This window comes from Peribacillus sp. BM1 (assembly GCF_056679975.1).
The window spans coordinates 1,421,900-1,445,578 of the sequence record NZ_CM155259.1 but is presented as its reverse complement, the minus strand read 5'-3'; the positions used below and the strand labels follow the sequence as shown (position 1 = coordinate 1,445,578).

At 39.0% G+C, this 23,679-nt stretch carries 21 protein-coding genes and 1 pseudogene; 7 read left to right on the top strand and 15 right to left on the bottom strand.

The window, feature by feature from the left end:
- Positions 1-7: 7 nt before the first annotated feature.
- The 4 genes from AC1MGI_RS07040 to AC1MGI_RS07025 all read right to left on the bottom strand — a co-directional run bounded on the left by AC1MGI_RS07040 (position 8) and on the right by AC1MGI_RS07025 (position 4,821).
- Entirely contained in the window at positions 8-1,258 is a 1,251-nt protein-coding gene (locus AC1MGI_RS07040; protein ID WP_480349063.1) for a glycine zipper domain-containing protein, read from the bottom strand.
- Between the two features lie 341 nt (positions 1,259-1,599).
- Positions 1,600-1,902: a WXG100 family type VII secretion target gene (locus AC1MGI_RS07035; RefSeq protein WP_480349062.1), complete on the bottom strand. Its 303-nt coding sequence runs from the start codon at positions 1,900-1,902 to the stop codon at positions 1,600-1,602.
- Positions 1,903-2,905: 1,003 nt separating this feature from the next.
- Positions 2,906-3,883: a ring-cleaving dioxygenase gene (locus AC1MGI_RS07030; protein WP_480349061.1), complete on the bottom strand. Its 978-nt coding sequence runs from the start codon at positions 3,881-3,883 to the stop codon at positions 2,906-2,908.
- A 320-nt stretch (positions 3,884-4,203) separates the two neighbouring features.
- On the bottom strand, positions 4,204-4,821 hold the full coding sequence (locus tag AC1MGI_RS07025; protein WP_062184897.1) for an acetate uptake transporter: 618 nt from the start codon (positions 4,819-4,821) through the stop codon (positions 4,204-4,206).
- A gap of 161 nt (positions 4,822-4,982) precedes the next feature.
- On the opposite strand from AC1MGI_RS07025, the pseudogene AC1MGI_RS07020 reads away from it, so the two are divergent.
- The 6 genes and pseudogenes from AC1MGI_RS07020 (at position 4,983) to AC1MGI_RS06995 (ending at position 8,697) form a co-directional block, all read left to right on the top strand.
- Positions 4,983-5,282: pseudogene (locus AC1MGI_RS07020) on the top strand (winged helix-turn-helix transcriptional regulator).
- Between the two features lie 293 nt (positions 5,283-5,575).
- Positions 5,576-5,710, top strand: coding sequence for a hypothetical protein (locus AC1MGI_RS07015; protein ID WP_480349060.1), 135 nt, complete (start codon positions 5,576-5,578; stop codon positions 5,708-5,710).
- 117 nt (positions 5,711-5,827) lie between these two features.
- Positions 5,828-6,730, top strand: coding sequence for a methyl-accepting chemotaxis protein (locus AC1MGI_RS07010; protein ID WP_480349059.1), 903 nt, complete (start codon positions 5,828-5,830; stop codon positions 6,728-6,730).
- A 19-nt stretch (positions 6,731-6,749) separates the two neighbouring features.
- A complete protein-coding gene (locus AC1MGI_RS07005; protein ID WP_062184925.1) occupies positions 6,750-7,121 on the top strand; it encodes a GntR family transcriptional regulator in 372 nt (123 codons plus the stop codon).
- Complete coding sequence (locus AC1MGI_RS07000; protein ID WP_480349058.1) at positions 7,118-8,014, top strand: ABC transporter ATP-binding protein; 897 nt, start codon at positions 7,118-7,120, stop codon at positions 8,012-8,014. The genes AC1MGI_RS07005 and AC1MGI_RS07000 overlap by 4 nt, the downstream gene beginning before the upstream one ends.
- Positions 8,011-8,697, top strand: coding sequence for a hypothetical protein (locus tag AC1MGI_RS06995; protein WP_480349057.1), 687 nt, complete (start codon positions 8,011-8,013; stop codon positions 8,695-8,697). Before AC1MGI_RS07000 ends, AC1MGI_RS06995 begins: the two co-directional genes overlap by 4 nt.
- 276 nt (positions 8,698-8,973) lie before the next feature.
- On the opposite strand, the gene AC1MGI_RS06990 is transcribed toward AC1MGI_RS06995, so the two are convergent.
- Both AC1MGI_RS06990 and rlmD read right to left on the bottom strand, forming a co-directional pair.
- Positions 8,974-9,498 (bottom strand): YehS family protein, encoded by a 525-nt coding sequence (locus AC1MGI_RS06990; RefSeq protein ID WP_480349056.1) that lies wholly within the window; start codon positions 9,496-9,498, stop codon positions 8,974-8,976.
- A 180-nt stretch (positions 9,499-9,678) separates the two neighbouring features.
- The gene (gene rlmD, locus AC1MGI_RS06985; RefSeq protein WP_480349055.1) at positions 9,679-11,049 is read right to left on the bottom strand and encodes a 23S rRNA (uracil(1939)-C(5))-methyltransferase RlmD; all 1,371 of its coding nucleotides are present in this window, start codon (positions 11,047-11,049) and stop codon (positions 9,679-9,681) included.
- A 222-nt stretch (positions 11,050-11,271) separates the two neighbouring features.
- Here rlmD and AC1MGI_RS06980 point away from each other — a divergent pair, with 222 nt between their 5' ends.
- Positions 11,272-11,493 carry a methionine aminopeptidase gene (locus AC1MGI_RS06980; protein WP_480349054.1) on the top strand — a complete coding sequence of 74 codons (222 nt, stop codon included), beginning with the start codon at positions 11,272-11,274 and terminating at the stop codon, positions 11,491-11,493.
- 41 nt (positions 11,494-11,534) lie between these two features.
- On the opposite strand, the gene AC1MGI_RS06975 is transcribed toward AC1MGI_RS06980, so the two are convergent.
- From AC1MGI_RS06975 to pcrA, 9 genes are all read right to left on the bottom strand, one after another.
- Positions 11,535-12,257, bottom strand: a complete 723-nt coding sequence (locus tag AC1MGI_RS06975; RefSeq protein WP_480349053.1) for an alpha/beta fold hydrolase — start codon at positions 12,255-12,257, stop codon at positions 11,535-11,537.
- A 13-nt stretch (positions 12,258-12,270) separates the two neighbouring features.
- On the bottom strand, positions 12,271-12,834 hold the full coding sequence (locus tag AC1MGI_RS06970) for a GNAT family N-acetyltransferase (protein WP_480349052.1): 564 nt from the start codon (positions 12,832-12,834) through the stop codon (positions 12,271-12,273).
- A 207-nt stretch (positions 12,835-13,041) separates the two neighbouring features.
- Entirely contained in the window at positions 13,042-13,965 is a 924-nt protein-coding gene (locus AC1MGI_RS06965) for a diacylglycerol kinase (RefSeq protein WP_062184945.1), read from the bottom strand.
- 702 nt (positions 13,966-14,667) lie between these two features.
- Positions 14,668-16,098: an Asp-tRNA(Asn)/Glu-tRNA(Gln) amidotransferase subunit GatB gene (gene gatB, locus AC1MGI_RS06960; RefSeq protein ID WP_480349051.1), complete on the bottom strand. Its 1,431-nt coding sequence runs from the start codon at positions 16,096-16,098 to the stop codon at positions 14,668-14,670.
- Positions 16,099-16,110: 12 nt separating this feature from the next.
- Positions 16,111-17,568 carry an Asp-tRNA(Asn)/Glu-tRNA(Gln) amidotransferase subunit GatA gene (gatA, locus tag AC1MGI_RS06955; RefSeq protein ID WP_480349050.1) on the bottom strand — a complete coding sequence of 486 codons (1,458 nt, stop codon included), beginning with the start codon at positions 17,566-17,568 and terminating at the stop codon, positions 16,111-16,113.
- Between the two features lie 20 nt (positions 17,569-17,588).
- The gene (gatC, locus tag AC1MGI_RS06950; RefSeq protein ID WP_062184956.1) at positions 17,589-17,882 is read right to left on the bottom strand and encodes an Asp-tRNA(Asn)/Glu-tRNA(Gln) amidotransferase subunit GatC; all 294 of its coding nucleotides are present in this window, start codon (positions 17,880-17,882) and stop codon (positions 17,589-17,591) included.
- A gap of 321 nt (positions 17,883-18,203) precedes the next feature.
- A complete protein-coding gene (locus AC1MGI_RS06945; RefSeq protein ID WP_480349049.1) occupies positions 18,204-19,373 on the bottom strand; it encodes a CamS family sex pheromone protein in 1,170 nt (389 codons plus the stop codon).
- A 10-nt stretch (positions 19,374-19,383) separates the two neighbouring features.
- Entirely contained in the window at positions 19,384-21,390 is a 2,007-nt protein-coding gene (gene ligA / locus AC1MGI_RS06940) for an NAD-dependent DNA ligase LigA (RefSeq protein ID WP_480349048.1), read from the bottom strand.
- A 17-nt stretch (positions 21,391-21,407) separates the two neighbouring features.
- Positions 21,408-23,633: a DNA helicase PcrA gene (gene pcrA, locus AC1MGI_RS06935; protein WP_480349047.1), complete on the bottom strand. Its 2,226-nt coding sequence runs from the start codon at positions 23,631-23,633 to the stop codon at positions 21,408-21,410.
- Between the last annotated feature and the right edge of the window lie 46 nt (positions 23,634-23,679).

Genomic DNA, 23,679 nt, shown 5'->3' with positions numbered 1-23,679 from the left:
GTCCTCCTTAAAAAAATGAGAATTTATCTTCAAGAAAATCTTTCGCGCCATCAACAAGAGAGTTCGCAGTTTCTTTTGCTTTTGATAGTCCCTTGCCTATTTCTTTCACTTTTTCTACTGGATCTGTAATTGTACTTTTAATTTGATCATTCATAAAGTCTACGCCTTTATTAAATCCTTCTACAGCTTTCCCTGCTTTTTCTAAACCGCCCTTTATCACTTCAAGTCCATCATGAATAGGCTCTTTAAATACCATAGCAGCCTTTTCTGCTAACCCTGCAGTAAGCTTGGCAGCTTGTTCTCCAACAAGTCCTCCAACAAAAGATCCTGCAGTAGCTCCAATTACTGTACCAACTGGACCAACAACACTTCCTAAAGCTCCCCCTACTACAGCCCCTGCAATAGAACCTCCAGTAATTGCGACGGTATTATTCACTGCATTGCCTACCGCTTTTGCGTTTTCTCGCTTTAATATTTCCGGCTGATCTCCATACTTTGAATAGTTTTCTGAAATCTTCAGACCCATTCCACCAGCTTCTACTAATCCAGTTACCGCTAATGTACTGACTACATTCGTTCTCCCAAATTTTGCGCCCGTTTGGACAAAGGATTTAAATTTTGAAGCATCTAAGGTTTTATTACGAAATCCTCGATATAAGCCTCTTGAACTTTCTGTAAATTTAACAACATCATCAGGAAGGTATTGGGCAACTTTTTTATGAACTAAATCAGCAAATGCGGTATCTTTATATTTCTTCATTAAGTAGGTAGGATTTAACAATGCCTTTGCCACATTCCTCCGATATTTAGAACTGTCAATCGCATCTGACATTTGATGAAGGATGCCCATATGCTTATATGTGAATAGACCATCCGTATTCTTTGCGAACTGTGTAAAGCCCAGACCATAATACGCAAGTTTTTTTCCAGCTAATGCCCCCATCGCCGTTAATGCGCCATACTTATCATACAATTTATAAAGTTTAGCCACTAAGTTATCAGCATCAGAAAATTTATTGGCCGTCATACGCAGATCTTGCTCCATTTCACTAAGACGATCGACCAATTGATTTCCAGTGCCCCACGGATCCCCGACATGAGAGAAGCAATGACTGTATTCAGCTGGGGCACTGCTGATTAGGCTATATAGATCCAAATGAAGTTGTTTATATTCGGCTTCAATCGTTGTTAAGTCAAGAACAAATTTATTAGCTAAATATTCCAAACGGTCCGGATCTACTGCTATTTTATTCCCCATATATGTAAGACCTCTTTTCTAAATCCATTTATTAGTTAAGCATTGAATTATTCTAAATATAAGATACTGATATAATGAATTGATAAACTATTACTCATTATTAATTGCTACATTAATCATTATCAAGAAAGATTAATGAAGATCTGATACCCTAACACGGACAGTTGCAAAGGCCATAGAAAAAAATCAAAACATCCAGGAACACATCCATCATCTAAAGCATGTCTGTCCTCGTCTTTCTTCTTTTTCTTCTTTCTATAATTATTATTATAATTGTTCATCCTACACCTCTATCATTTATCGTGATACGTGTTAGCATTTCATTCAATATTTTAAAATACCTACTCACTCTTCATACAAGCAAGTTTTTCTAACTCTCTTTGTCTTTCAATCTCTTCTCTCACCCGATCAACCTCATTTGCCGCACTTTCCAATTCTCTGCTGATCTCATAGAGATTGTCTGAGTGTCTTTGGAATAAAACGGATGCTTCATCTACTACAGAATCAAATTTTTCTCGACTCTTTCCTGTCCATGTCGCTGCATCTGTTTGGACACTTTGCATTAGTTTAGATTCATTTAATTTTAGCGTTTCAGATGATTCTTGGAACACTCTTGCAAGTGATCTAATTCCTGCAGAATCCATATTTTCACCTCATTATTAAGTTAAAATTAAATCTATTTAAATTTATCCCGCATTAACGGGCAGTAGGCCCCCACTCAAGGCTTAGAAGAATCGAAGAACTTAGGTGGGGGATAACTGCCCGTAAAAGCCCGATTGGTTCAACTAACAATCAATGGTGGGATGAAGCCCCCTACTGATTGAAGTTTCACTTTATTACACTAATATCCTATTTAAGCATAAGGAAATACTACTATAATCTCCTATCCTTTACCATAAGTCTCCAGTAATGAATTAGGAAGTAAATGTAACGATTATTTCAACTTGTCTTCATTTAATATGTAAGGTTATTTTTTTAAAAAAGCTTAGAATACTAGAAATCATGCATGATTTAGGGTTTACATATTTTTTGCAAACAAAAAAAATATTAATACGCATGCTAAAAAGAGCCTTTAGACCCATTTCTTTATTCCCTATTAAGCATCAGTGAAACGGGAATCTCGCATAGGCACTTATGACTAAACCAAATGAAGATCAAGTTTGTATTTTGAACTTTAGCTGTGATTCATGGTCTGATAACTAAGGTATAACACTAAAATCGCCATGGTACATACGAAAGGTTGATTATTTGGATTTGTAAGAACTGTATGAACGTGTACATGAGGTAAGTGTATAGCAGAATATTGATCGCAACAAAATAAGCCATAATATACGAATTCCTGAATGAAATCTCGTACATTATGGCTTCATTTATCCCGCATTAACGGGCTGTAAAACCCCCACCTCAAAGCGTAGAGGAATCGAAGAAGTGTAAGCGGGGGATAACTACCCGTAAAAGCCCGATTGGTGAGATAACCAATACGATTTTCAGAGGTTTAGTTGAGGCCCACAGGATGTGTGGGTCACACAGACGTCCTTAGTCTGTGATTCATTGAACCTTAGACACTAGAACGGGACTAACAATCAGTGGGGAAAGAAGTCCCCACTGATTGAAGTTTCACTTTATTTTCTCTTACGTTTCTTTCTTTTATTCTTTACTGAATTCTTTTGTACTTCTAACTGTATCAATCGGGCGAACTAGTTTTTCGATTTGTTCACGTTTTGGTTCTAAGAATGGAGGTAAAGATAATTTTTCTCCGAGCGTTTCATACGGTTCATCGCCCATAAATCCTGGACCATCTGTTGCAAACTCAAATAAAATTTGTGGTGCAACTCTTACATACAATGATCCGAAGAAGAAACGATCAACAAACCCTGATGTTTGGAATCCGAAGTTTCTTATATGTTTATCCCATTCTTCTAATACAGAACGGTCATCAACTCGGAATGCCGCATGGTGAACTGTACCAAAACCTTGTTGTGCTTGAGGAAGTATCGCATTATATTCGACAACTACTTGTGCCCCATTTCCTCCTTCACCTACTTCAAATAGATGGAATGAACCTTCCTGATCGATTTCTTTAAATAAGAGAACCTTTTCCAGCATTTCTTTAAAGTAATCAAACTGAGCAATCCGAACAAAGATTGGCCCTAAACCAGTAATCGCATACTCTAGAGGGACAGGTCCGTTTTTCCATGGCGTACCAGAAGCAACACCTTCATTGTTTTCATCTGAAATCAATTGATATTGTTGGTCATCAAAATCAACAAATGAAAGTGTCTTTTTACCGAATTGTTCTTTAATTCCAGTGTGTTTTACTTCTAAACGATCAAAGCGTTTTACCCAATAATCAATCGCTGCATCGTTTGGTACACGGAAGGAGGTTTTTGAAATCTCATTTGTACCATGTACACCTTTAGGGATACCCGGGAAATCGAAGAAGGTCATATCTGTACCTGCACTACCTGCGTCATCTGCAAAAAATAGGTGATACGTCTGGATATCATCTTGGTTAACGGTTTTCTTTACTAAACGCATGCCTAAAACATACGTGAAAAATTCATAGTTTTTTTCTGCACTACTTGTAATGGCTGTTACGTGGTGAATTCCTTTTAATTCGTTCATATTACATGCCTCCAATTGATTCTCAACTTTATTCATTTAAAACAAGATGCATCTGCCATTTAAGCTGATTTGCTGAATTTATATGTTTATAAAATACTGTTCCTATATGTTGATCAGACTAGTCGTTTTTTTACAATGTTTTATCTCTAATTAACACATCTTTAATTCGAGATAAATATATCATGAATTAAATGGGCTGTCAATAATAAGAACTATGATAAAAAAATGAGGAATAAATAAAAAAGGTGAGACACTACTTAATAGTAGATACTCACCTTTCTTCATTGGTCGTAGACTTTTATCGTCCACTCTAGATAATATTACTTTTTAAAGATCCCAAACGGTTTTCCTATCGGTAGCACAACTTGTCCGAAATGTGTGTTTAACACGTTCGCTGCTGAACCGTAGAAAGATAACAAAGCGATGCACATTTCTGCTACTGCAGCAATCATGTGGGTTACATCATACATAATATTAAATGAACTTAAAGATAGTCCAATAAATAGGAAATCAATAAAGACGAAAATAAAGAACAAAACTTTATGTGTTTCCATGGCCCCAATCGTCATAAAGAGACTGAAAATCAAATAGCCAATAAATGCAAAACCAAGTTGTTTTGGATCGCCATTTGCAGCAAGTTTTTCGCCGAAAAAGCCTAACTGAATCATCCATGTTGTTCCAACACCAAACCAAAATAGTCCGAATGCTCCAAATGCAGTTGTCCCAAATATATTGTTATGCTTCGCATCTAGTATCGAGGCATAAACTTGAGCGAGACCGCCTAGGAAAAATACCCACGGTAAGAGATAAGAAAGCCCCTCTGTTAAGCCTAGTTTTTGTGATGATGCTACAAATGTTACCATCGCAAGACCGAATAAGCCTAACGCGGATGGATCTGCTGTTGTTATTTTTACTTGTGTGTGATTCTGAGTACCCATTATTTCCTCCTTAAAAAACATACTTATGTAATGTATCGGAAAAGACAAGGAGTGTCAATACTGGTTTTTCCGATGAAACATATAAATCGTATGATTCCAGAATCCCACTTAAAGAGATATTTTCGTTTATTTCCTCTCGTTTTCTCACGATTTCATTTTAAATTAAATCTAAAATTGGTATAAAGCGGAAATTCATCGTTATGTGTCACTTGATTAAAGGAGAAAAACGAACAAGTTAATTGAAAAAACTTATACCTAGTATCACGCAAAAAATGTTAACCCAACAGCTACAGGAACTCGAGGCGGATGGCGTGGTGAACCGTACGGTTTTCGACCAGGTTCCGCCAAAGGTTATCTATTCTTTAACAGAGTATGGTTAGTCTCTTCAACCCATTTTAGATGCCATGTGCAGTCGGGGCGAAGAACACATCGCATTAACTGATGAAATAGTATCAAATTAATAGCAATAAAAAGGATTCGAATGCTGTAAAGCAAATGAAGTCTTTTTAGTTTCATGAGTATTTCCAATTGTGCTGCGATAATTATATGGCTAAATATCAACTTCACAATCGCATTACTAAGAAATTGTAAATTTATAACTTGATCATGACATCCCTTAGTCCTAGGATCCCGGCACCTAAGTCATATATGACTTAAACATAGTAATAGTTTACTACGGAAAAATGAGAGTTATTTATTTTTATAGGTATTATGGTAGAATAGGAACCGTTATTACATAAAGGAGTCCTAAAATATGAAAAGAAATACCTCTTTAGGCAGTCAAATTACTCTTTACGTTGCTTGCACAATGCTAGCTGTTTTGATTGCTATTGGAATCATTTTATTTATGAATACATCGAAAACTGTGAATAAGTCAATCGGTCTTTAAGGGATTAGTATTGCACAGCATATCGCATCATTACTAGATGCAAATGAGTATGAACAAATAACAAGTGACATGACCGAATCCGATCTATACTGGAAACTTCGTGCAGATCTTAAGGACTTGCAGAGGAAGAGTGGAGTTCTGTTTCTATACACATTAACCGCCCAAAAATCTCCAGATGATCCAGTGCGGTTCATTATCGATGCAGCAGACCCAGATGCCACGGATGCGATTCCAATCGGTGAAACACACGAATTCACAACGTACAAAACTATTGAAGGCGCATTAAGCGGTGATGGCCATGTAACGGAAATTATTGATGACCCTGAATATGGTAGTTACCTTTCAGCGTTCGCCCCCATTTACAACGCCCAAGGAGAAAAAATCGCAGTTGTCGGTGTAGACATTGCGGCGGATTCAGTCGGAACAGTTCGCGCTGAAATTATGAAAACGAACCTTCCAATTTATATTGGAATTATTTTAGCCATCGTTGCCTTTGCAATGTTTCTCATGAAACAATTTGTCAAACGTGCACTACGCCCCTTAACAGAGATGGAAAAAGCCGCACGGGAATTTGCGGAAGGAGAACTCACAAAAGCAGAAATGTCACTTATTTCTGTACGAGCTGTCGGTAGCAATGAAATCACTTCATTTAAAGATTCGTTTACACTGTCATTGTTGCAAATGAAACAGGTGATGACGGACGTTAACAAAACTGCATTTTCTCTCCTGAGAGTAACAGAGGAACTAACTCAAGTCGTGAATTCTGTCCAAGAATCGAACGAAGAAATCACGCAAAGTATTACCCAGATTTCAAGTACGAGCAAAGTGCAGGAGTTGAATAACCGGGAAGTACTTGCAGCAATGGAGGATAAATTATATATTTTACATCCTTTTTCTTATGATAGGACAAACAGGCTAACTCCAAACTCAGTTAGCCTGTTTGTCTATTTTTTTAAATTCTACATTTGGTTATTGACATTATCCCCTCATCGTTATATGGTTAATTACATAAGTAACTAACCAATATGGTGGTGAGGCAGTGAATAACTTAATTGACGATGGCCGGCCTATTTTTGTCCAGATCGCAGAACGGATTGAAGATGACATTATTGAAGGTGGTCTTCCTGAAGAAGCACAAGTTCCCTCAACGAATCAGTTCGCCGCATTTTACAAAATCAATCCTGCAACTGCTGCCAAAGGCGTGAATTTGCTGGTGGATGAAGGTATTTTATACAAAAAGCGGGGGATTGGCATGTTTGTTGCAGAAGGAGCACGAACAAAAGTAATCGAAAAACGAAAAGAGCAATTTTTCGAAGAGTACGTGATCACAATGATACGTGAAGCAGAGAAGCTTGGTATTACAGCTGATCAGTTGACGGATATGATCCAGAGAGGAGATAACAAACGATGAAAAATGTGATTGAAGTTAAACAGCTAAATAAATCATATGGAAAATTTAATGCAATTCATGACACTAGTTTCACCATGCAGGCAGATAAAATCTACGGACTTCTCGGCAGAAATGGTGCAGGTAAAACAACTTTAATGAAAATGATCACAGCACAAATTTTTCCTTCAAGTGGTGATTTGAAAGTATTTGGGGAAAATCCCTATGAAAATGCTAACGCCCTTAGCCAAATTTGTTTTATTAAAGAGAGCCAGAAATACCCTGATCATTACAGTATCCTTGATGTATTAGAAGTTTCTAAATCTATTTTCCCAAATTGGGATGTCAACTTTTCTAGGTCACTTATCGAGGATTTCAACTTACCTCTCAAGAGAAAGATAAAAAAGCTATCCAGAGGGATGCTCTCTGCAGTAGGAATCGTGATAGGCCTTGCAAGCCGGGCGCCTTTAACCATTTTTGATGAACCATATCTGGGACTCGACGCGGTTTCAAGAGGGCTATTTTACGATAGATTGATGGAAGATTATGTTGAACATCCACGAACAGTGATTCTGTCTACCCATTTGATCGATGAAGTGAGCAACCTACTTGAACATATTTTAGTCATTGACAATGGGAAGCTGATTATTGATCAAGATGCAGAGGATTTACGGGATAAGGCTTTCACAGTCACTGGGCAAACCTCTAAGGTGGAGTCGTTTCTCATTGGAAAAGAAACGGTGCATCGTGAGCCATTCGGTGGATTACTATCCGCTACTATCCTTCGCAGCCAAAACGGTTCTGATCAAAAACAAGCGGCACAAAGTGGACTCGAAATTTCACCTGTATCCTTGCAGCAGCTTATCGTTCATTTGACAAATGGTAAATCTGAACAAAAGGGAGCGAATGCGAAGTGAATAGAATTACTGGTGTTTTAAAACTTCATTCTCGTGATAAATGGTCGTGGATTTACATTCCAGCTATCATACTGTTTTCTAGTTTTGTGGTGAATCTAACCGTAAGTTTCTTGTTCATGAATCAAGAAGATATGTATACAGGTGGGCTAACTTCAATTGTCATTTACCTTTTTGTAACAGGAATTATCGTAGTAGGAAAAACATTTCCATTTGCGATTGGCATGTCGATTAGAAGAATCGACTATTTTATCGGGTCTGCAATAGTCGGAATGGTCGGTAGTGCATTCTTCACAAGTTTGATTTTCTTATTCGCACAATTAGAAAAACAGACGAATGGCTGGGGCACTAGACTCCACTTTTTCCACTTTCCCTATATCAATGATGGTACACTCTTGGAGCAATTTATTTTATACATGATTCTTTTTCTCAATATGTTCTTCTTAGGATTTTTAATAGCCAGTTATTCACGGCGTTTTGGTCGCAAAGGGATGTTCATTGGGGCGATGGCCTTCTTACTGATTGGAAGTATAGCGGTCTTTCTTGTGCATCATTTCGAAGCTTGGGGAAGCATCTTTAGTTGGTTTGCCAGCCAGACAGCTGTACAAATCGCCTATTGGCTTGTACCTCTTACTCTGCTCTATCTACTGGGCTCATATCGCATGTTGCGGCGCGCAGTCATTTAATCTCTCACAGGAGAAAAATATTTGATATAGAAAATAACACATTTCAGATGCATACAGTAAAACAAGGATTGAATCTTAAGGTAAATCGAACAAATTTCACCAATAGATCTACAGCACAATTCAAAAAGAAACAAGAAGTTGATGTGATTATTGACATCAATTTCTTGTTTTAATGCTTTATTACATTAATAATTAATAAGATGACGCACTCCACACGCACTGAGTACATATGGAAGTATATGGGGTACCCGGTTAGTTACAACGCTTGTGGCTCTCTTATCCCCTATATCTTAAAGCTAGTCCTTTTAAGAAATTCCTAGCGTATCGATCACCACACTCTTTATAATTCCTATGACCTTCTTTTCTTAATATAGCGCTTAATTCTCCTTTTGTTATCATGACTCCTGCTTCTTCTAAGATATCAAGCATATCCTCACTTGTTAATGTTAGTGCTATTTTCAATTTCTTTAGAAGAATATTATTAACACTTTCTGTATTCTCTAAAGACAGTGCTGGGCTTTTAGGTTGTCCTGGTTTTAGATCTTGTTTCCCACGTTTAAAAATAATTAAGCCATTGAAAAATGACTCTAACATCATATTATTGCATATTATATTCTCTTCATTTTCAGTTATATCATCATTGTCAGCATCATTATGGTAACTGTCTTTTGATTTTGTGAGCATCTTTAGCACGTCTTCTTTTGTTACTTCAATACCACCAAGTTTAAATATCTTTACCATATCTGTATTTTTTATATCTAGAGCATACCTTAATCTAATTAATATATCATGATTATTCATGTTTAAACCTCCTATAATATTGCCTATTTGCACAGTAGCTTCCTCATTTTTATTGCCCTTTTTAAAAACTACCATGAGATCTTAACGAAGAATTTCTTCACAAACTAATTGAAAGGATTGAAATGAAAGAAGAAAGAAGTCCGAGAATCTTTTATAGATTCTCGGACTCTTACATATCTTCTATTTCTTTTCAAGCAATACACAACACTCGACATGTGTCGTCATTGGGAACATGTCCACAGGCTGAATTTCAACCGTATGGTACCCTCCATCTTCTAAAATACGTAGATCACGAGCAAGTGTTGCCGGATTGCATGATACGTAAACAACCTTCTTCGGTTTCATTTCGATAATCGTGTTTAGCAGTGTTTCCTCACAGCCTTTACGTGGTGGATCGACTACTAATACATCGGCGCGGTTCCCATCCTGATACCATTCAGAGATGACGTTTGCTGCTTCGCCAACTTCAAATTCAACATTGTTAATTTCGTTGATAAGAGCGTTACGGCGTGCGTCAGCAATTGCTTCTGGCACAACTTCCACTCCGAGAACATGCTTAGCATTTTGGGCAAGGGATAGTGAAATAGTCCCGATTCCACAATAAGCATCAATCACAGTCTCTTTTCCAGTAAGTCCGGCAAATTCAAGCGCTTTGCTATAAAGTACCTTTGTTTGATCAGGGTTAATTTGGTAAAAGGATAACGGCGAAATAGCGAATTTCACGTCGCCAATATAATCATAAATGACATCATTGCCCCAAAGAACCTTTGTTTTTTCGCCCATGATGACGTTTGTTCGTTTTGAATTCACATTATGAACAATCGATTTCACATGCGGCAAACGAGCCGTGATTTCTTCGACAAGATTATTCTTTTGTAGCAGTTTAGCCGTTCTGGTTACCAGCACAATCATCAGCTCTTCGGTTTGTTTTGCATAACGGGCCGTAATGTGACGAAGCACACCTTGGTGATGTTTCTCGTTATACGGCTCTACACCAAGTTCATTGCAGATTTCTTTCACAGTTTGAATCGCTTCATTGACAGCCGGGTGCTGGATAATGCTTTCATTTGTATCAACAATTTCATGGCTGCGTGGTTTGAAGAATCCTGCGATAAGTTGGCCATCTTTTTCACCAACAGGAACCTGAGCTTTATTGCGGTAGTGTAAGGGTTCCTTCATGCCAATAATCGGATGAATCGTTACATCCTCAAGTTTGCCAATTCTCGCCATCACTTCACGGACTGTTTTTTCTTTGAATTGTAGCTGACCTTCATAACTCAGGTGATGAAGTTGACTACCACCGTATTTATGCGCTTCTTCTTTTTTTACTTCTACGCGGTTTTTACTTTTTTCTTTCAGTTCCATTAAGCGACCAAATCCGTAGCCTTTGTTCGTCTTCGTTACTTTGATTTGTGCTTTTTCCCCAGGCAATGCGTAGGGAACGAATATTGGGTAGCCATCGACCTTAGCAACACCTGACCCATCATGTGTTAAGTCCTCAAATTCTACATCTATTACATCATTTTTTGAAACGGGAATTGTTTTTTCCATTGTATACTTCCTTTTCTATCGAAATGCTTACAGTTCAAACAAAAGCTGAGCAGTATCCATCATATATTTAGAACTCTTATTTTATCACATATTCACTAGACAAACAAAAGCACCTTTTAGCAAAGTCTTTCATAAAATAAATAAAACTTTCAAAATAAATGTGGACATGCGTATATGATTTGGCTTTTGAAGCAAAATAAGGGAAAAAGTGAGGTGAGCAAAATGGGATTGTTCCAAACGATTTCTGCCTGGAATACCGCCAGACAAGAAAAACATATAGCACTTATGCAAGATAAAGGACTATGTCCGGATTGCCGCGGTCGAGGCTTCAGCTCGTATGCACCTTATGATTACGGCTACACGAATGTGTACGATTGTTTAGGCTGCAACGGTAGTGGCTCTTATGTAGATTGGGTAGAAACAACTAATCAAACTGAAGGCTAAGGAACTAACAAAAAATACGGCCTGTAAAGCCGTCTTTTTTGTTAGTTCCTACATTTCTTCGCTTCTTCAAAGAATTGCTTTAATGTAGGAAGCAATTCTTGAGACTCCAAATTGAAGCTTCCTGATGAGCCGTCAGTAATAGTTTTAACGCGGGCACCTGGGACAGAGCGCAGGTATTCCTTCGCTCCTTCCTCTGTCAGTCCGATTCCCTCCTGACTACCTCGAAGGACTAATACCGGACAATTAACATGGCCCAGTTGTTTCCAAAATGGATGTTCATGGGAATCATGTTCGATTGCTTTTAATGTATCGAGCGTCATATGAGTTAGCGCAGTTCTCCCTGTTTTTTGAACAAGAAGATTGGCCCATCCCTTTGGTAAATCTGTTTCAACAGCAGGATAATCGCCAATGATGAGTCCTTTCAAGCGACTTAGGTTTTCCATCGCAAATCCTAAAGCATAAACCACGCCACGATGAAAACCAAATAGGACGAAATTTTCAATATGGATATGATTAATCACGCTTTCAATATCTGTTACATGATCCTCTAGCGTATATCCCATTTCTGGTGCATCACTTCGCCCTCTTCCACGCATCGTAATAACTAGAGCACGACGGGGCGCAAGAGCACGAAGAATATCCTCGTACTCTTCCCCTGTCTCCGTCAAACCGGGAATGATGACGAGTGGGGGTTCTGTAGACGGTCCAGTGTTATCGATATAATGGATACGAATATCTCCATTTTTAACCCAACCTTCAAGCATTACATTCCCTCCCTTATGACAGATGTTTCACCATATATTCATAATCATGCCCGTTAATTTGTCTGCGATTCACAGTTTTATATCCAAGTTTACTGTATAAACGGTGTGCACGTGTATTTTCTACCTCAACATTTAAAGAAATCCTTCTATGTCCTTTTGATATCGCAAGCCCTTGGGCCGCTTCAATCAAGGCAGTTCCTATTCCTTGTCCCCAAAACTGTGGGTTGACACTCACTGTATCGATATAAAAATCTTCCGGTTCCGCTTCTTTCTCAGTCATTATCTCCGAATTATTATTCTTCTCTCTTAAACGATCCACAATTGGTCCATCCAGTTGTTCTGCATCACTTCCAAGATAGGTTACAATAAGACCAGCTACATTCCCTTCAATTTCTATAATTAGCGTATTCTCATAGCTTAATCGGTTATTAGGATGACTGAAAAAATAGTGAAGCACTTCTAAAATGGCTTCCTCTTCCTGTTCACTTGTCAAAGCTTCAGCAATATCCTGAATCGCCAATCGAATCAAATAAGCGGATATCTGTCCATCCGCTGGTACGGCTTGTCTGATCATCATTTTTTTGTTCTCCTCAAATTAGAAAGAGAACGTCCCAAAAGGGTCTGACCTCACACTAAAATACACAGATTATTATGGAATACACCTAATACTGTATAGTTGTATGGTCTGCCACTTTAGTTTTGAGACATCCTCCATTTTAATTATTTATCCCTTTTCTCCTAACCGTCAGTGAGGGTGAAAAAAGCCACTGATGGAAGTTTCACTTTATATTTCCAGCTTATTTGCTGGATCGTCATGTAGCGCATTTTCCGGAATGAAAACATCGAAATGACGATACTGACTGACGAATTCTGCAGGAGCTAGTCCACCAAATTCACCATCTAAATTTAGCATCATTTCATTTTTAGCGGTTACTTTAATTCGATTTGCTTTTACATAAATCACATTTTTATCATGAACATGCTCCCCGCGTAAAGCAAGTGATGCTACTCTGATAAAGTCGGCTAAGTTTGTTTTCTTTAAAATTAATAGCGTAAACATGCCATCATTTAGTGAGGCGTCAGGTGCTAGTTTTTCAAAGCCGCCTACAGAGTTCGTATTCGCAACAAGGAAAAGCATAATTTCCCCTTCAAAAAACTTCCCGTCATATTCAATCGTTACATCCGTCGCTCGAATCGATGGTAGCATTTCAATGCCCTTCATGTAATAAGCCAATTGACCAAGCATTGTTTTTAACTTTATCGGCACCTCGTAGGTAAGCTCCGTTAACCGACCGCCCCCTGCAATATTGATAAAATACTTTTCGTTCATTTTTCCAATATCAATTGGCATCGTATGGCCCTTTGTAATAATATCCACTGCAGCATCAATCGAACGCGGCACATGAATAGCTCGCGCAAAGTCATTCGTTGTTCCGGTCGGGATCACACCAAGTTTAGGCCGATTTTCCGCTCCGGCAAGGCCATTTACAACCTCATAGATAGTACCGTCACCGCCTGCAGCAATGACAACATCATATCCTCGTTCAATCGCAATTTCTGCAGCACGTGTTGCATCGCCCGCCCCTGTTGTAGCATGGCAGGAAGCTTCATACCCTGCCGCTTCAAGCTTAGCTAATACGTCCGGTAAGTTTTTCCGAATCATTTCTCGGCCTGATGTCGGATTATAAATCAATCTTGCTCTTTTCATTTCCCATCATCCTAATGTTAAAATACGTTTCAGTCACTATATGGTAACGATTCACCAAATAGAATGCAACGAACAACAATAATTGTCTTGGAATCAATAGCGATTCCGTAAAAATTGAGCCTATCTCTCCGATTACCTTCACCATATGTTCCTGGTTCGGAGAATCCATTAAATCATTTCTGAACAAATTATATAGCAATTTTTTCAAAAACTCTAGTTTTATCGTTTGAACCTTTCATCAGCGAGCTTTGATTATTCATAACCATCTCCATTTATCCATCCACTTTCACTTTTCTCTTCTTAGTTTCCCCCTTCACCTCAAGAGTAATCCATCAATTCTCGATTGGATGGTTTTATCTTATTTTCACTATCCCTGACGTATTTTTATTCCTTTCACCTTACCATGCCAAATCTTTTTCAGCAAAATCTCAATTTACAGATTCGTTATAATAAAGTGAAACTTCAATCAGTGGGGGTTTTCTTTATCCCCCACTGATTGTTAGTCCCGTTCTACTGTACCTTTGAAAACCACAAATTTAAGTTTCACTGTATCTCACCAATCGGGCTTTTACGGGCAGTTGTCCCCCACCTATGCCCTTTAAGCCTTGAGGTGGGGGTCTTACTGCCCGTTAATACGGGATAAAAAAGATCGAGGATGTCCTATTAGACATCCTCGATCTTTTTTAAGTCAACTTCTACCTATTAACGTTTGTTCAATTCAACCAGCAAAATTTTGTTTACCAGCTGTGGATTGGCTTGTCCTTTTGTAGCTTTCATAATTTGGCCGACAAGGAAGCCAGTTGCTTTTTGTTTACCCGCTTTAAAGTCTTCAATCGATTGCGGATTGTTATCAAGTGCTTCATTTACGATTTTCGTAAGTGCACCCTCATCCGAGATTTGCACTAGACCTTTTTCTTTCACGATTGCTTCTGCATCTCCACCATTTTCAACAAGTTCTTTGAATACAGTTTTGGCAATTTTAGACGAAATCGTTCCGTCTTCGATTAGCTTAATCATCCCTGCAAGTATTTGAGGGGTAAGCGCGATGTCATGAAGTTCTTTTCCTTCAGCATTAAGATAAGCAGAAAGTTCTCCCATGATCCAGTTGGACGCTAGTTTCGAATCTGCTCCTTGCTCAACCGTCGCCTCGAAGAAATCAGCTGTTTCTTTTGTTACAGTTAAAACAGCCGCATCATATTCAGGCAGTCCTAGTTCCTCAACATAACGCTTTTTTCGTGCATCGGGAAGCTCAGGTATTTCAGCCGCGATCCGTGCTTTCCATTCTTCGTCAATATGAATAGTCAGAAGATCCGGTTCCGGGAAGTATCGGTAATCATCAGAACCTTCTTTTACACGCATTAGAAGTGTTTTCCCGGTTGATTCATCAAAACGACGTGTTTCTTGTTCGATTACTCCACCTGCATTTAACACTTCAGCTTGACGAATTTCTTCATATTCCAATCCTTTGCGGACAAAATTGAATGAATTCAAATTCTTCAATTCTGTTTTTGTTCCAAACTCTTTTTGTCCAACAGGACGCAAGGAGATGTTTGCATCGCAGCGCAATGAACCTTCTTCCATTTTACAATCTGATACACCTGTATACTGGATAATCGATTTGATTTTTTCCAAATACGCATAGGCTTCCTCAGGTGATGTAATATCAGGTTCTGAAACAATTTCAACGAGTGGTGTACCTTGGCGATTATAGTCGCAAAGAGAATAGCCATCATTTGTATGTGTCAACTTACCCGCATCTTCTTCCATATGAATGCGTGTAATGCCGATTTTCTTTTTCTTTCCACCGACTTCAATCTCAATCCAGCCGTGTTCACCGATTGGCTGATCAAATTGAGAGATTTGATAAGCTTTCGGGTTATCCGGGTAAAAATAATTTTTTCGGTCAAACTTCGTAATTTCCGGAACTTCACAGTTTAAAGCAATCGCGGCTTTCATAGCAAAATCGACAGCCTGTTTATTAACAACTGGTAGAGTTCCAGGATAACCAAGGTCAATCACGGTCGTATTCGTATTTGGTGCCGCCCCAAAATGGTTCGGACTTGCAGAGAAAATTTTTGAATCTGTTTTTAATTCAACATGTACTTCAAGGCCAATTACCGTTTCATAATTCATCTTATTCACCCCTTACAACTTTGGAAATTGTTTATGAAATTCTGTCGCTTGCTCAAATGCATGCGCAGTACGATAAATAGTGCTTTCATCAAAATGCTTCCCGATAATTTGCAGACCTAGCGGCAAACCATTGGAGAATCCACATGGAACGGATATTCCAGGAACACCAGCAAGGTTAACAGGTATGGTTAAGATATCATTTGCATACATCGTTAACGGATCCGCCGTGTTTTCACCAATTTTAAAAGCAGCAGTTGGTGTTGTCGGTCCAACAATTACATCATACTTTGCAAATACATTTTCAAAGTCCTTCTTAATAAGTGTGCGGACCTTTTGTGCTTTTTTATAATACGCATCATAGTATCCAGAGCTTAACGAGAATGTTCCAAGCATGATTCTACGCTTCACTTCGTCTCCAAAGCCTTCTGAACGTGTTTGCTTGTACATTTCGATTAAGTTCTCGGCATTATCTGCACGATATCCGTATCGAACACCGTCAAAACGTTGTAAGTTGGCGGATGCTTCCGATGAAGATAGCAAGTAATAGGCAGCAAGAGCATATTTGGAATGTGGTAAAGACACTTCCTCCCACTCTGCACCTAATCCTTCCAATACTTTTAACGCAGATAGTACTGAATTACGGGCAGCTTCGCTAACCCCTTCTCCAAGATACTCTTTCGGAACGGCAATCTTCAGCCCTTTCACATCACCTGTTAAAGCATTCACAAAGCTTGGAACCTCTACATTTGCTGAAGTGGAGTCCATCGGGTCTACACCAGAAATAGCTTCTAGTAAATAAGCATTATCCTCAACCGTACGGGTAATCGGTCCAATTTGATCAAGAGATGAAGCAAAAGCAACAAGCCCATAGCGAGATACTCGGCCATAGGTAGGTTTTAATCCTACGACGCCACAATATGCAGCCGGCTGGCGAATAGAACCACCTGTATCCGAACCAAGTGAGAACAGAACTTCACCCGCAGCAACGCTAGCAGCTGAACCACCTGAAGATCCGCCAGGTACATAATCCGTATTCCAAGGGTTGCGAGTAGCTTGATAAGCTGAGTTTTCATTTGAAGAACCCATCGCAAATTCATCCATATTCAATTTGCCGATTGTTACCGTTTCCGCTTGTTTAAGCTTCTCCGCTACAGTCGCATCATAGATTGGATCAAAGTTCTCCAAGATTTTGCTCGCACAAGTTGTACGTAAATTCTTTGTCACGATGTTATCCTTCACACCGATCGGCAGACCAAATAGCACACCAGATTGTTCGCCACGTGCAAGTTTATCATCTAGTTCCTTCGCTTTTACCCGTGCACGTTCTTCATCCAATGTTAAAAAAGCCTTCACTTGGCTTTCTACCTGTCCAATTCTTTCATATGATTCGTTAACAAGGTCTGTTACTGATAGTTCTTTTTTATGTAAACGGTCATGCAGGTCCGAAACCTTATGTTCAAACAACGACATATATATCCCTCCTTAATCCCTTACTTGTCCATAATAGACGGTACGCGAATATGCCCATCCTTGCTGTCTGGTGCATTTTTCAACACTTCTTCTATAGGTAGACCTTTTTGTGAAATATCTTCTCTCATAACATTTTGCATATCCAACACATGAAAAGTTGGTTTTACTTCGTCTGTATCAAGTTCATTCAATAGCTCAGCAAAAGAGATCATGAGATCTAGTTCCTTTTGCATCTTCTCAGCTTCTTGCTCTGTAATGCCCAAACGTGCCAAATGAGCAACATGTTTAACTTGCTCCATTGATATACGTGACATTCTCTTCACCTCCATTGATGTTTCAAAAGACTGCATAGTTGTGCTATATTCTCTATTTTTTCATTGAATTCCGATCATATTTCCGAAAAAACAATTATTTAAATAATATCAGACTTTCACGCCCTAAAGCAACACTTCCAAGTACAGCAAATGTCTAAATATCTGTTCAAATACCATTTAAGAAAAAATAGATCGAATTTTGATACTTTTACAGATAGATACACAAATATTATCCGGGAAATAATGAAGGAATTTGACGAACTTTGGTATTTAAATAAAGAAAGCAGACCCATCCTATCTTCAGAGCCTGCCTGCCTTATCTTATTTATAAATATGAACATAAGGTTCACTATCACCCGGTTTACGAGTAATCAGCGCTTCTGGGCCATTTACTGATGTAATGGAAATCTGAACGGATATATATTCAGTGAAATGGTTCATGATAAGTCCCGTTACATATTGTGTAAATCCAATCGCTTCTGTATTTCCGTAAAACTGAATGGGGATATCAATATTCAATTCCTGTAGCTGTTTATTCACATAAAATGCTCGACCAACAACCCCATTAAAGTTTGGAAAATAATTTTCCACATCCTGTTTAAAGTTTTTAAATGACCTTACATCATCACGATACGCTTTTTCAGCTGTAGTCGAAGGGAATACATAATATTCTTCATCAACGCTTTCCCATTTCCCAATCGTATTTTTCTTACCATCTATATGAGAATAATAAAGGAAATTCCCTGGAACAACTGATGATCTTTCTTTTTGTTCAAATAGGGCAACCGTGATAGGTACACCGCTCATCTCTTTGTTCTCTCGTAAACGCTGCACGACTTTTTCAGCAATCGCTTTACCTTGCTTCTCTAATTCAGCCTGTTTAATCTTTGTTTCATACGTAGCGCCATAGGCTTCTTTTTGATAGTAATAAACCGAGTTAAGAGCCAGTCCTATGACAACTCCGCCTAAACTAACCTGATTATTCTTGTCTTCCACTAAATAATCATGCTCGAGGATATTAGCCAAATAAATGGGACTCTTTTCACTACGTTCGGCGATATCGCCTTTCCCTAAATCAATTGGATTGAGACCAAGATTATCTTTTGCAGCCAGTTTCTTTTCTTTCAGTTGTTCTTCCGTGTATTCTCTTCTAAGCCATTTGTTAATCGTACTGCCCTTAAGTATTTGTCCTTCCCTGAAAAAATACTTGTCTGGACTAAAATTCTTTTGGGCTATTCTCATTAATCCAGTTTCAAATTCCTCGATATCATAGCGAGTATTTAAATTAGATACAACTAGTCCACGTGCTTCTGATTCTTTAAAAGGAAGCATCGTTTTATAATAATCCTTAGAAATTTGATAATTCGGTACAATTGCTTTTTCCGTACTATTATCCGTTTCACTCACAATCTCTTGCTCTTTATCAAATTTCGGGGCACACCCGGAAAGTAATATAGCCAATATGATCCCGAGGAAGGTGATGTTTTTCATTCTAACACCTCTATTTAGTTAGTTCTTCGATTAATTTCTCCTCGCTCCATACTTCAATGCCTAAGCTCTCTGCTTTTACTAGCTTAGAACCGGCAGCTTCTCCTGCAACGACTAGATCCGTTTTCTTACTGACACTTCCAGCAACATTTGCTCCCAACGCTTCTAATTTCCCCTGAGCTTCACTCCGCGTAAGTTGATGCAACTTTCCAGTCAGTACAATTGTTTTTCCGGCAAAAAAGCTGTCAATTTGAGCAACCGCGACAGGCCTCGCTCCTTTATACTCGAGATTTACTCCCGCTTTTAACAGCTCATTCATCAACGCTTGAACTTCTTCCAGGTCAAAATAGGAGACAACGGAGTCTGCCATCTTATCCCCAATTTCATTAATAGCTATTAAATCTTCACGACTCGCGCCACTTAATGCTTCAATTGTAATAAATTCTTGGGCTAATGTTTTCGCTGCTTTTGCCCCAACATGGCGGATGCCCAAACCAAATAATAGTTTTTCAAGTGAATTACTTTTGGAGGCTTCTATTGCTGTGATTAGATTATTGACAGACTTTTCACCCATCCGCTCTAAGCCTAACAACTGCTCATGAGTTAATTTATATAAATCCGCAACATCTTGTATGAGTCCCTCACTAAATAACTGACTGATTACTTTTTCGCCAAGACCGTCAATATTCATTGCGTTACGTGATACAAAGTGAATCAATCCTTCACGAATCTGAGCTGGACATTTTGGATTGATACAGCGGAGAGCGACTTCCTCTTCAAGTCGGACAAGCTCACTTTCACATTCAGGACAATGGGTTGGCATGTTGAATTCAATCTCTTCTCCTGTACGTCGATCTACAAGGACATTAACAACTTCAGGGATGATATCCCCAGCTTTCTTTATGATGACCTGATCACCTATTTTGATATCTTTTTCCCGTATCAAATCTTCATTATGGAGACTAGCTCGCCCAACCGTTGTCCCAGCTACTCTAACTGGTTCAAGTATAGCAGTGGGCGTTACCACCCCTGTTCTCCCTACACTAAGTTCAATATCTAGCAACTTTGTATTCACTTCTTCTGCCGGAAATTTATAGGCGATTGACCAACGAGGGCTTTTCGCTGTCCTTCCTAATTCTTCTTGTTGTTGCAGTGAATTCACCTTAATTACAATGCCATCAATGTCATACGCTAAGTTTGGTCGCTTCTCTACCCAGCTCTCTACATATTCTAATACTTCTTCGATCGATGTACACGTTTTTCGTTCTTGATTTGTTTTAAATCCAAGACGGTCTAGCAATTCAAGACCCTCACTATGGGCCTCAACACCTATATCCTCTAAGTTAGCAATCGCGTAAAGGAAAATATCCAGCTTGCGCTTTGCTGCAAGTTTCGGATCGAGCTGCCTAAGTGAGCCCGCTGCTGCGTTTCTGGGGTTAGCAAACGGTTCTTCATTTTGTTCTTCCTTTACCTTGTTCAATGCTTCAAATGACTTCTTCGGCATAAACGCTTCACCGCGAACTTCGATTGTATAAGGTTCTTTAAGTTTTAATGGGATCGAATTAATTGTCTTGAGGTTTTCAGTAATATCCTCTCCAATCGTGCCATCGCCACGTGTAGCGCCAAGCTTAAAGTACCCGTTCTCATATTGAAGCGTAATCGCAAGTCCATCGATTTTCAGTTCGCATACATAGGAAATCGAGTCACCAACCGCTTGTCGTACTCTTCGATCAAAATCCCGTAAATCTTGTTCGTTAAATGCATTGCCAAGACTTAGCATAGGACTTGTATGTTCTACCTTCTCAAACATTTCGAGTACGGCGCCACCCACGCGCTGAGTTGGTGAATCTGGTATTCTCAATTCCGGAAATTGAGCTTCGTATTCAATCAATTCTCTTAGTAGCTGATCGTATTCCGCATCTGAGACAGAAGGCCGATCCAAAACATAATATTCATAGCCATATTGATTCAATAGCGTTTGTAGTTCAGTAACTTTTCCTGCAGCTTGCTGTATGTCCATATATCCAGCCCTTTCTTTTATACTTTTTCAATAGGTGCAAACTTAGCAAGCAAACGTTTAATCCCAGTTGGACTTGGGAATGCAATATCTAATTCTTTGCCTTCACCTTCACCCTTCACACTGACAACCGTTCCCGTTCCCCATTTTTTGTGGGCAGCCTTATCGCCAACCTGCCAGCCGATTTCGTCTCCACCTGTTGCGTTCGGCTGAGCAACCACTTTTCCAAATGAAGGTGTACGTCTTGAACCACCTGAATGTATTGGTTTTGAAGAATGTAAAGTTGATTTTTTGGGTTTTGGTTTCATATCTTCGATTAGTTCTTCTGGAATTTCAGCAATAAAGCGCGAAACAGGATTCATATTCGTACGACCAAACAATGTTCTCATTTGGGCATTTGTTATATACAACTCTGATTCTGCACGAGTGATACCTACGTAAGCAAGCCTACGTTCTTCTTCCATTTCTTCTTCTTCCATAAGTGAACGGCTATGGGGGAATACTCCTTCTTCAAGCCCCAGTAAAAATACAACTGGAAATTCCAGCCCTTTTGCAGAGTGCAAGGTCATGAGTGTCACTGACTCCTGTGCTTCTTCTGTATCATCTAATTGATCAATATCGGCAACTAATGCAAGGTCGGTTAAAAAGCCAACCAAAGATTTATCGTCATTACTTTGTTCAAACGATTTAGTTACAGATAAAAACTCATCGATATTTTCTAAGCGGCTTTGTGACTCAATTGATTTTTCTGCTTGAAGCATTTCACGATACCCTGTTTTTTCAATCACTTCTTCTACAAGCTCGGTGACAGACAGATATTCTTGCTGATTCGTATAGGCATGGATTAAATCACGGAATTCACGTGCTGCCTTTGTGATCTTCGGACTTAGGCCAATCATGTCAATATCCTGCAGTGCTTGATACATCGAACCATCTGTCATTGCCGCATAATCAGCAACCTTATCAAGAGAAGTAGCCCCGATTCCTCGTTTTGGTACATTAATGACCCTACGTAAACTGATATCGTCATCTGGATTGGCAATCAATCGTAAATAAGCTAGGATATCCTTAATTTCTTTACGATCGTAGAACTTAATTCCGCCCACAATGGTATATTGCAGATTAGATTTTAATAAAACTTCCTCCATAACCCGTGACTGGGCGTTTGTTCTATAAAGGATTGCAATATCAGATAACTTTCTGGAACTGTCACGAATCATTTCATTAATCTTTCCAGCAACAAACTGTGCTTCGCCTTGTTCACTATCAGCACGGAAATATCTGATTTTATTTCCATCCATATTTTCCGTCCAAAGATTTTTCGGCTTCCGATTTCGGTTATTATCGATTACTTTATTTGCTGCCTCTAAGATTTTCTTTGTTGAACGATAATTCTGTTCAAGGAAAATCATCGTTGCGTTTGGGTAGTCTTTTTCAAATGATAGAATGTTCGCGATATCCGCGCCACGCCAGCGATAGATGGATTGATCGCTGTCCCCAACTACACATAAATTGCGGAATCGTGAAGCGAGAAGCTTAACGAGCATATATTGCGCTCGGTTCGTATCTTGATATTCATCCACGTGAATATACTGGAATTTCCGCTGATAATATTCAAGAACCTCAGGTACACGCTGAAATAACGTGATGGTCAACATAATTAAGTCATCAAAATCGCATGCTTGATTCTTTCTGAGCCGTTTCTGATATTCCGTATATACTTCCGCTACAACATTTGTATAGAAGTCACCGGCTGTTTTTTGGTATTCCTCTGGAGTTACTAGTTCGTTTTTTGCTGAACTGATTGTTCCTAAGAGAGCGCGATAATCATATTTTTTAGGATCGAGGTTTTTGTCTTTCAAGATTTGCTTTATAACTGACTGTTGATCAGTTGTATCTAAAATGGAGAAGTTTCGATTATATCCGATGCGATCGATATCACGTCGTAAAATCCGCACACACATAGAGTGGAAGGTACTGATCCAAATCTCCTCTGATGCTCCACCAAGAATGCCACGTATCCGTTCTTTCATTTCGCGTGCTGCCTTATTTGTGAAAGTGATTGCCAGAATATTCCATGGAGCCACTTCTTTTTCTACCATTAAATAAGCAATTCGATGCGTAAGCACCCTTGTTTTACCACTTCCCGCTCCAGCCATGATAAGAAGCGGTCCATCTGTTGCCTTCACTGCCTTTTGCTGCTGCTCATTTAAACCTTTTACTAACTTTTCCGCTAAAAACTGCATGAAAGCACCACCTTACGAACGTTTGTTCTTTTTATTATACTATAGT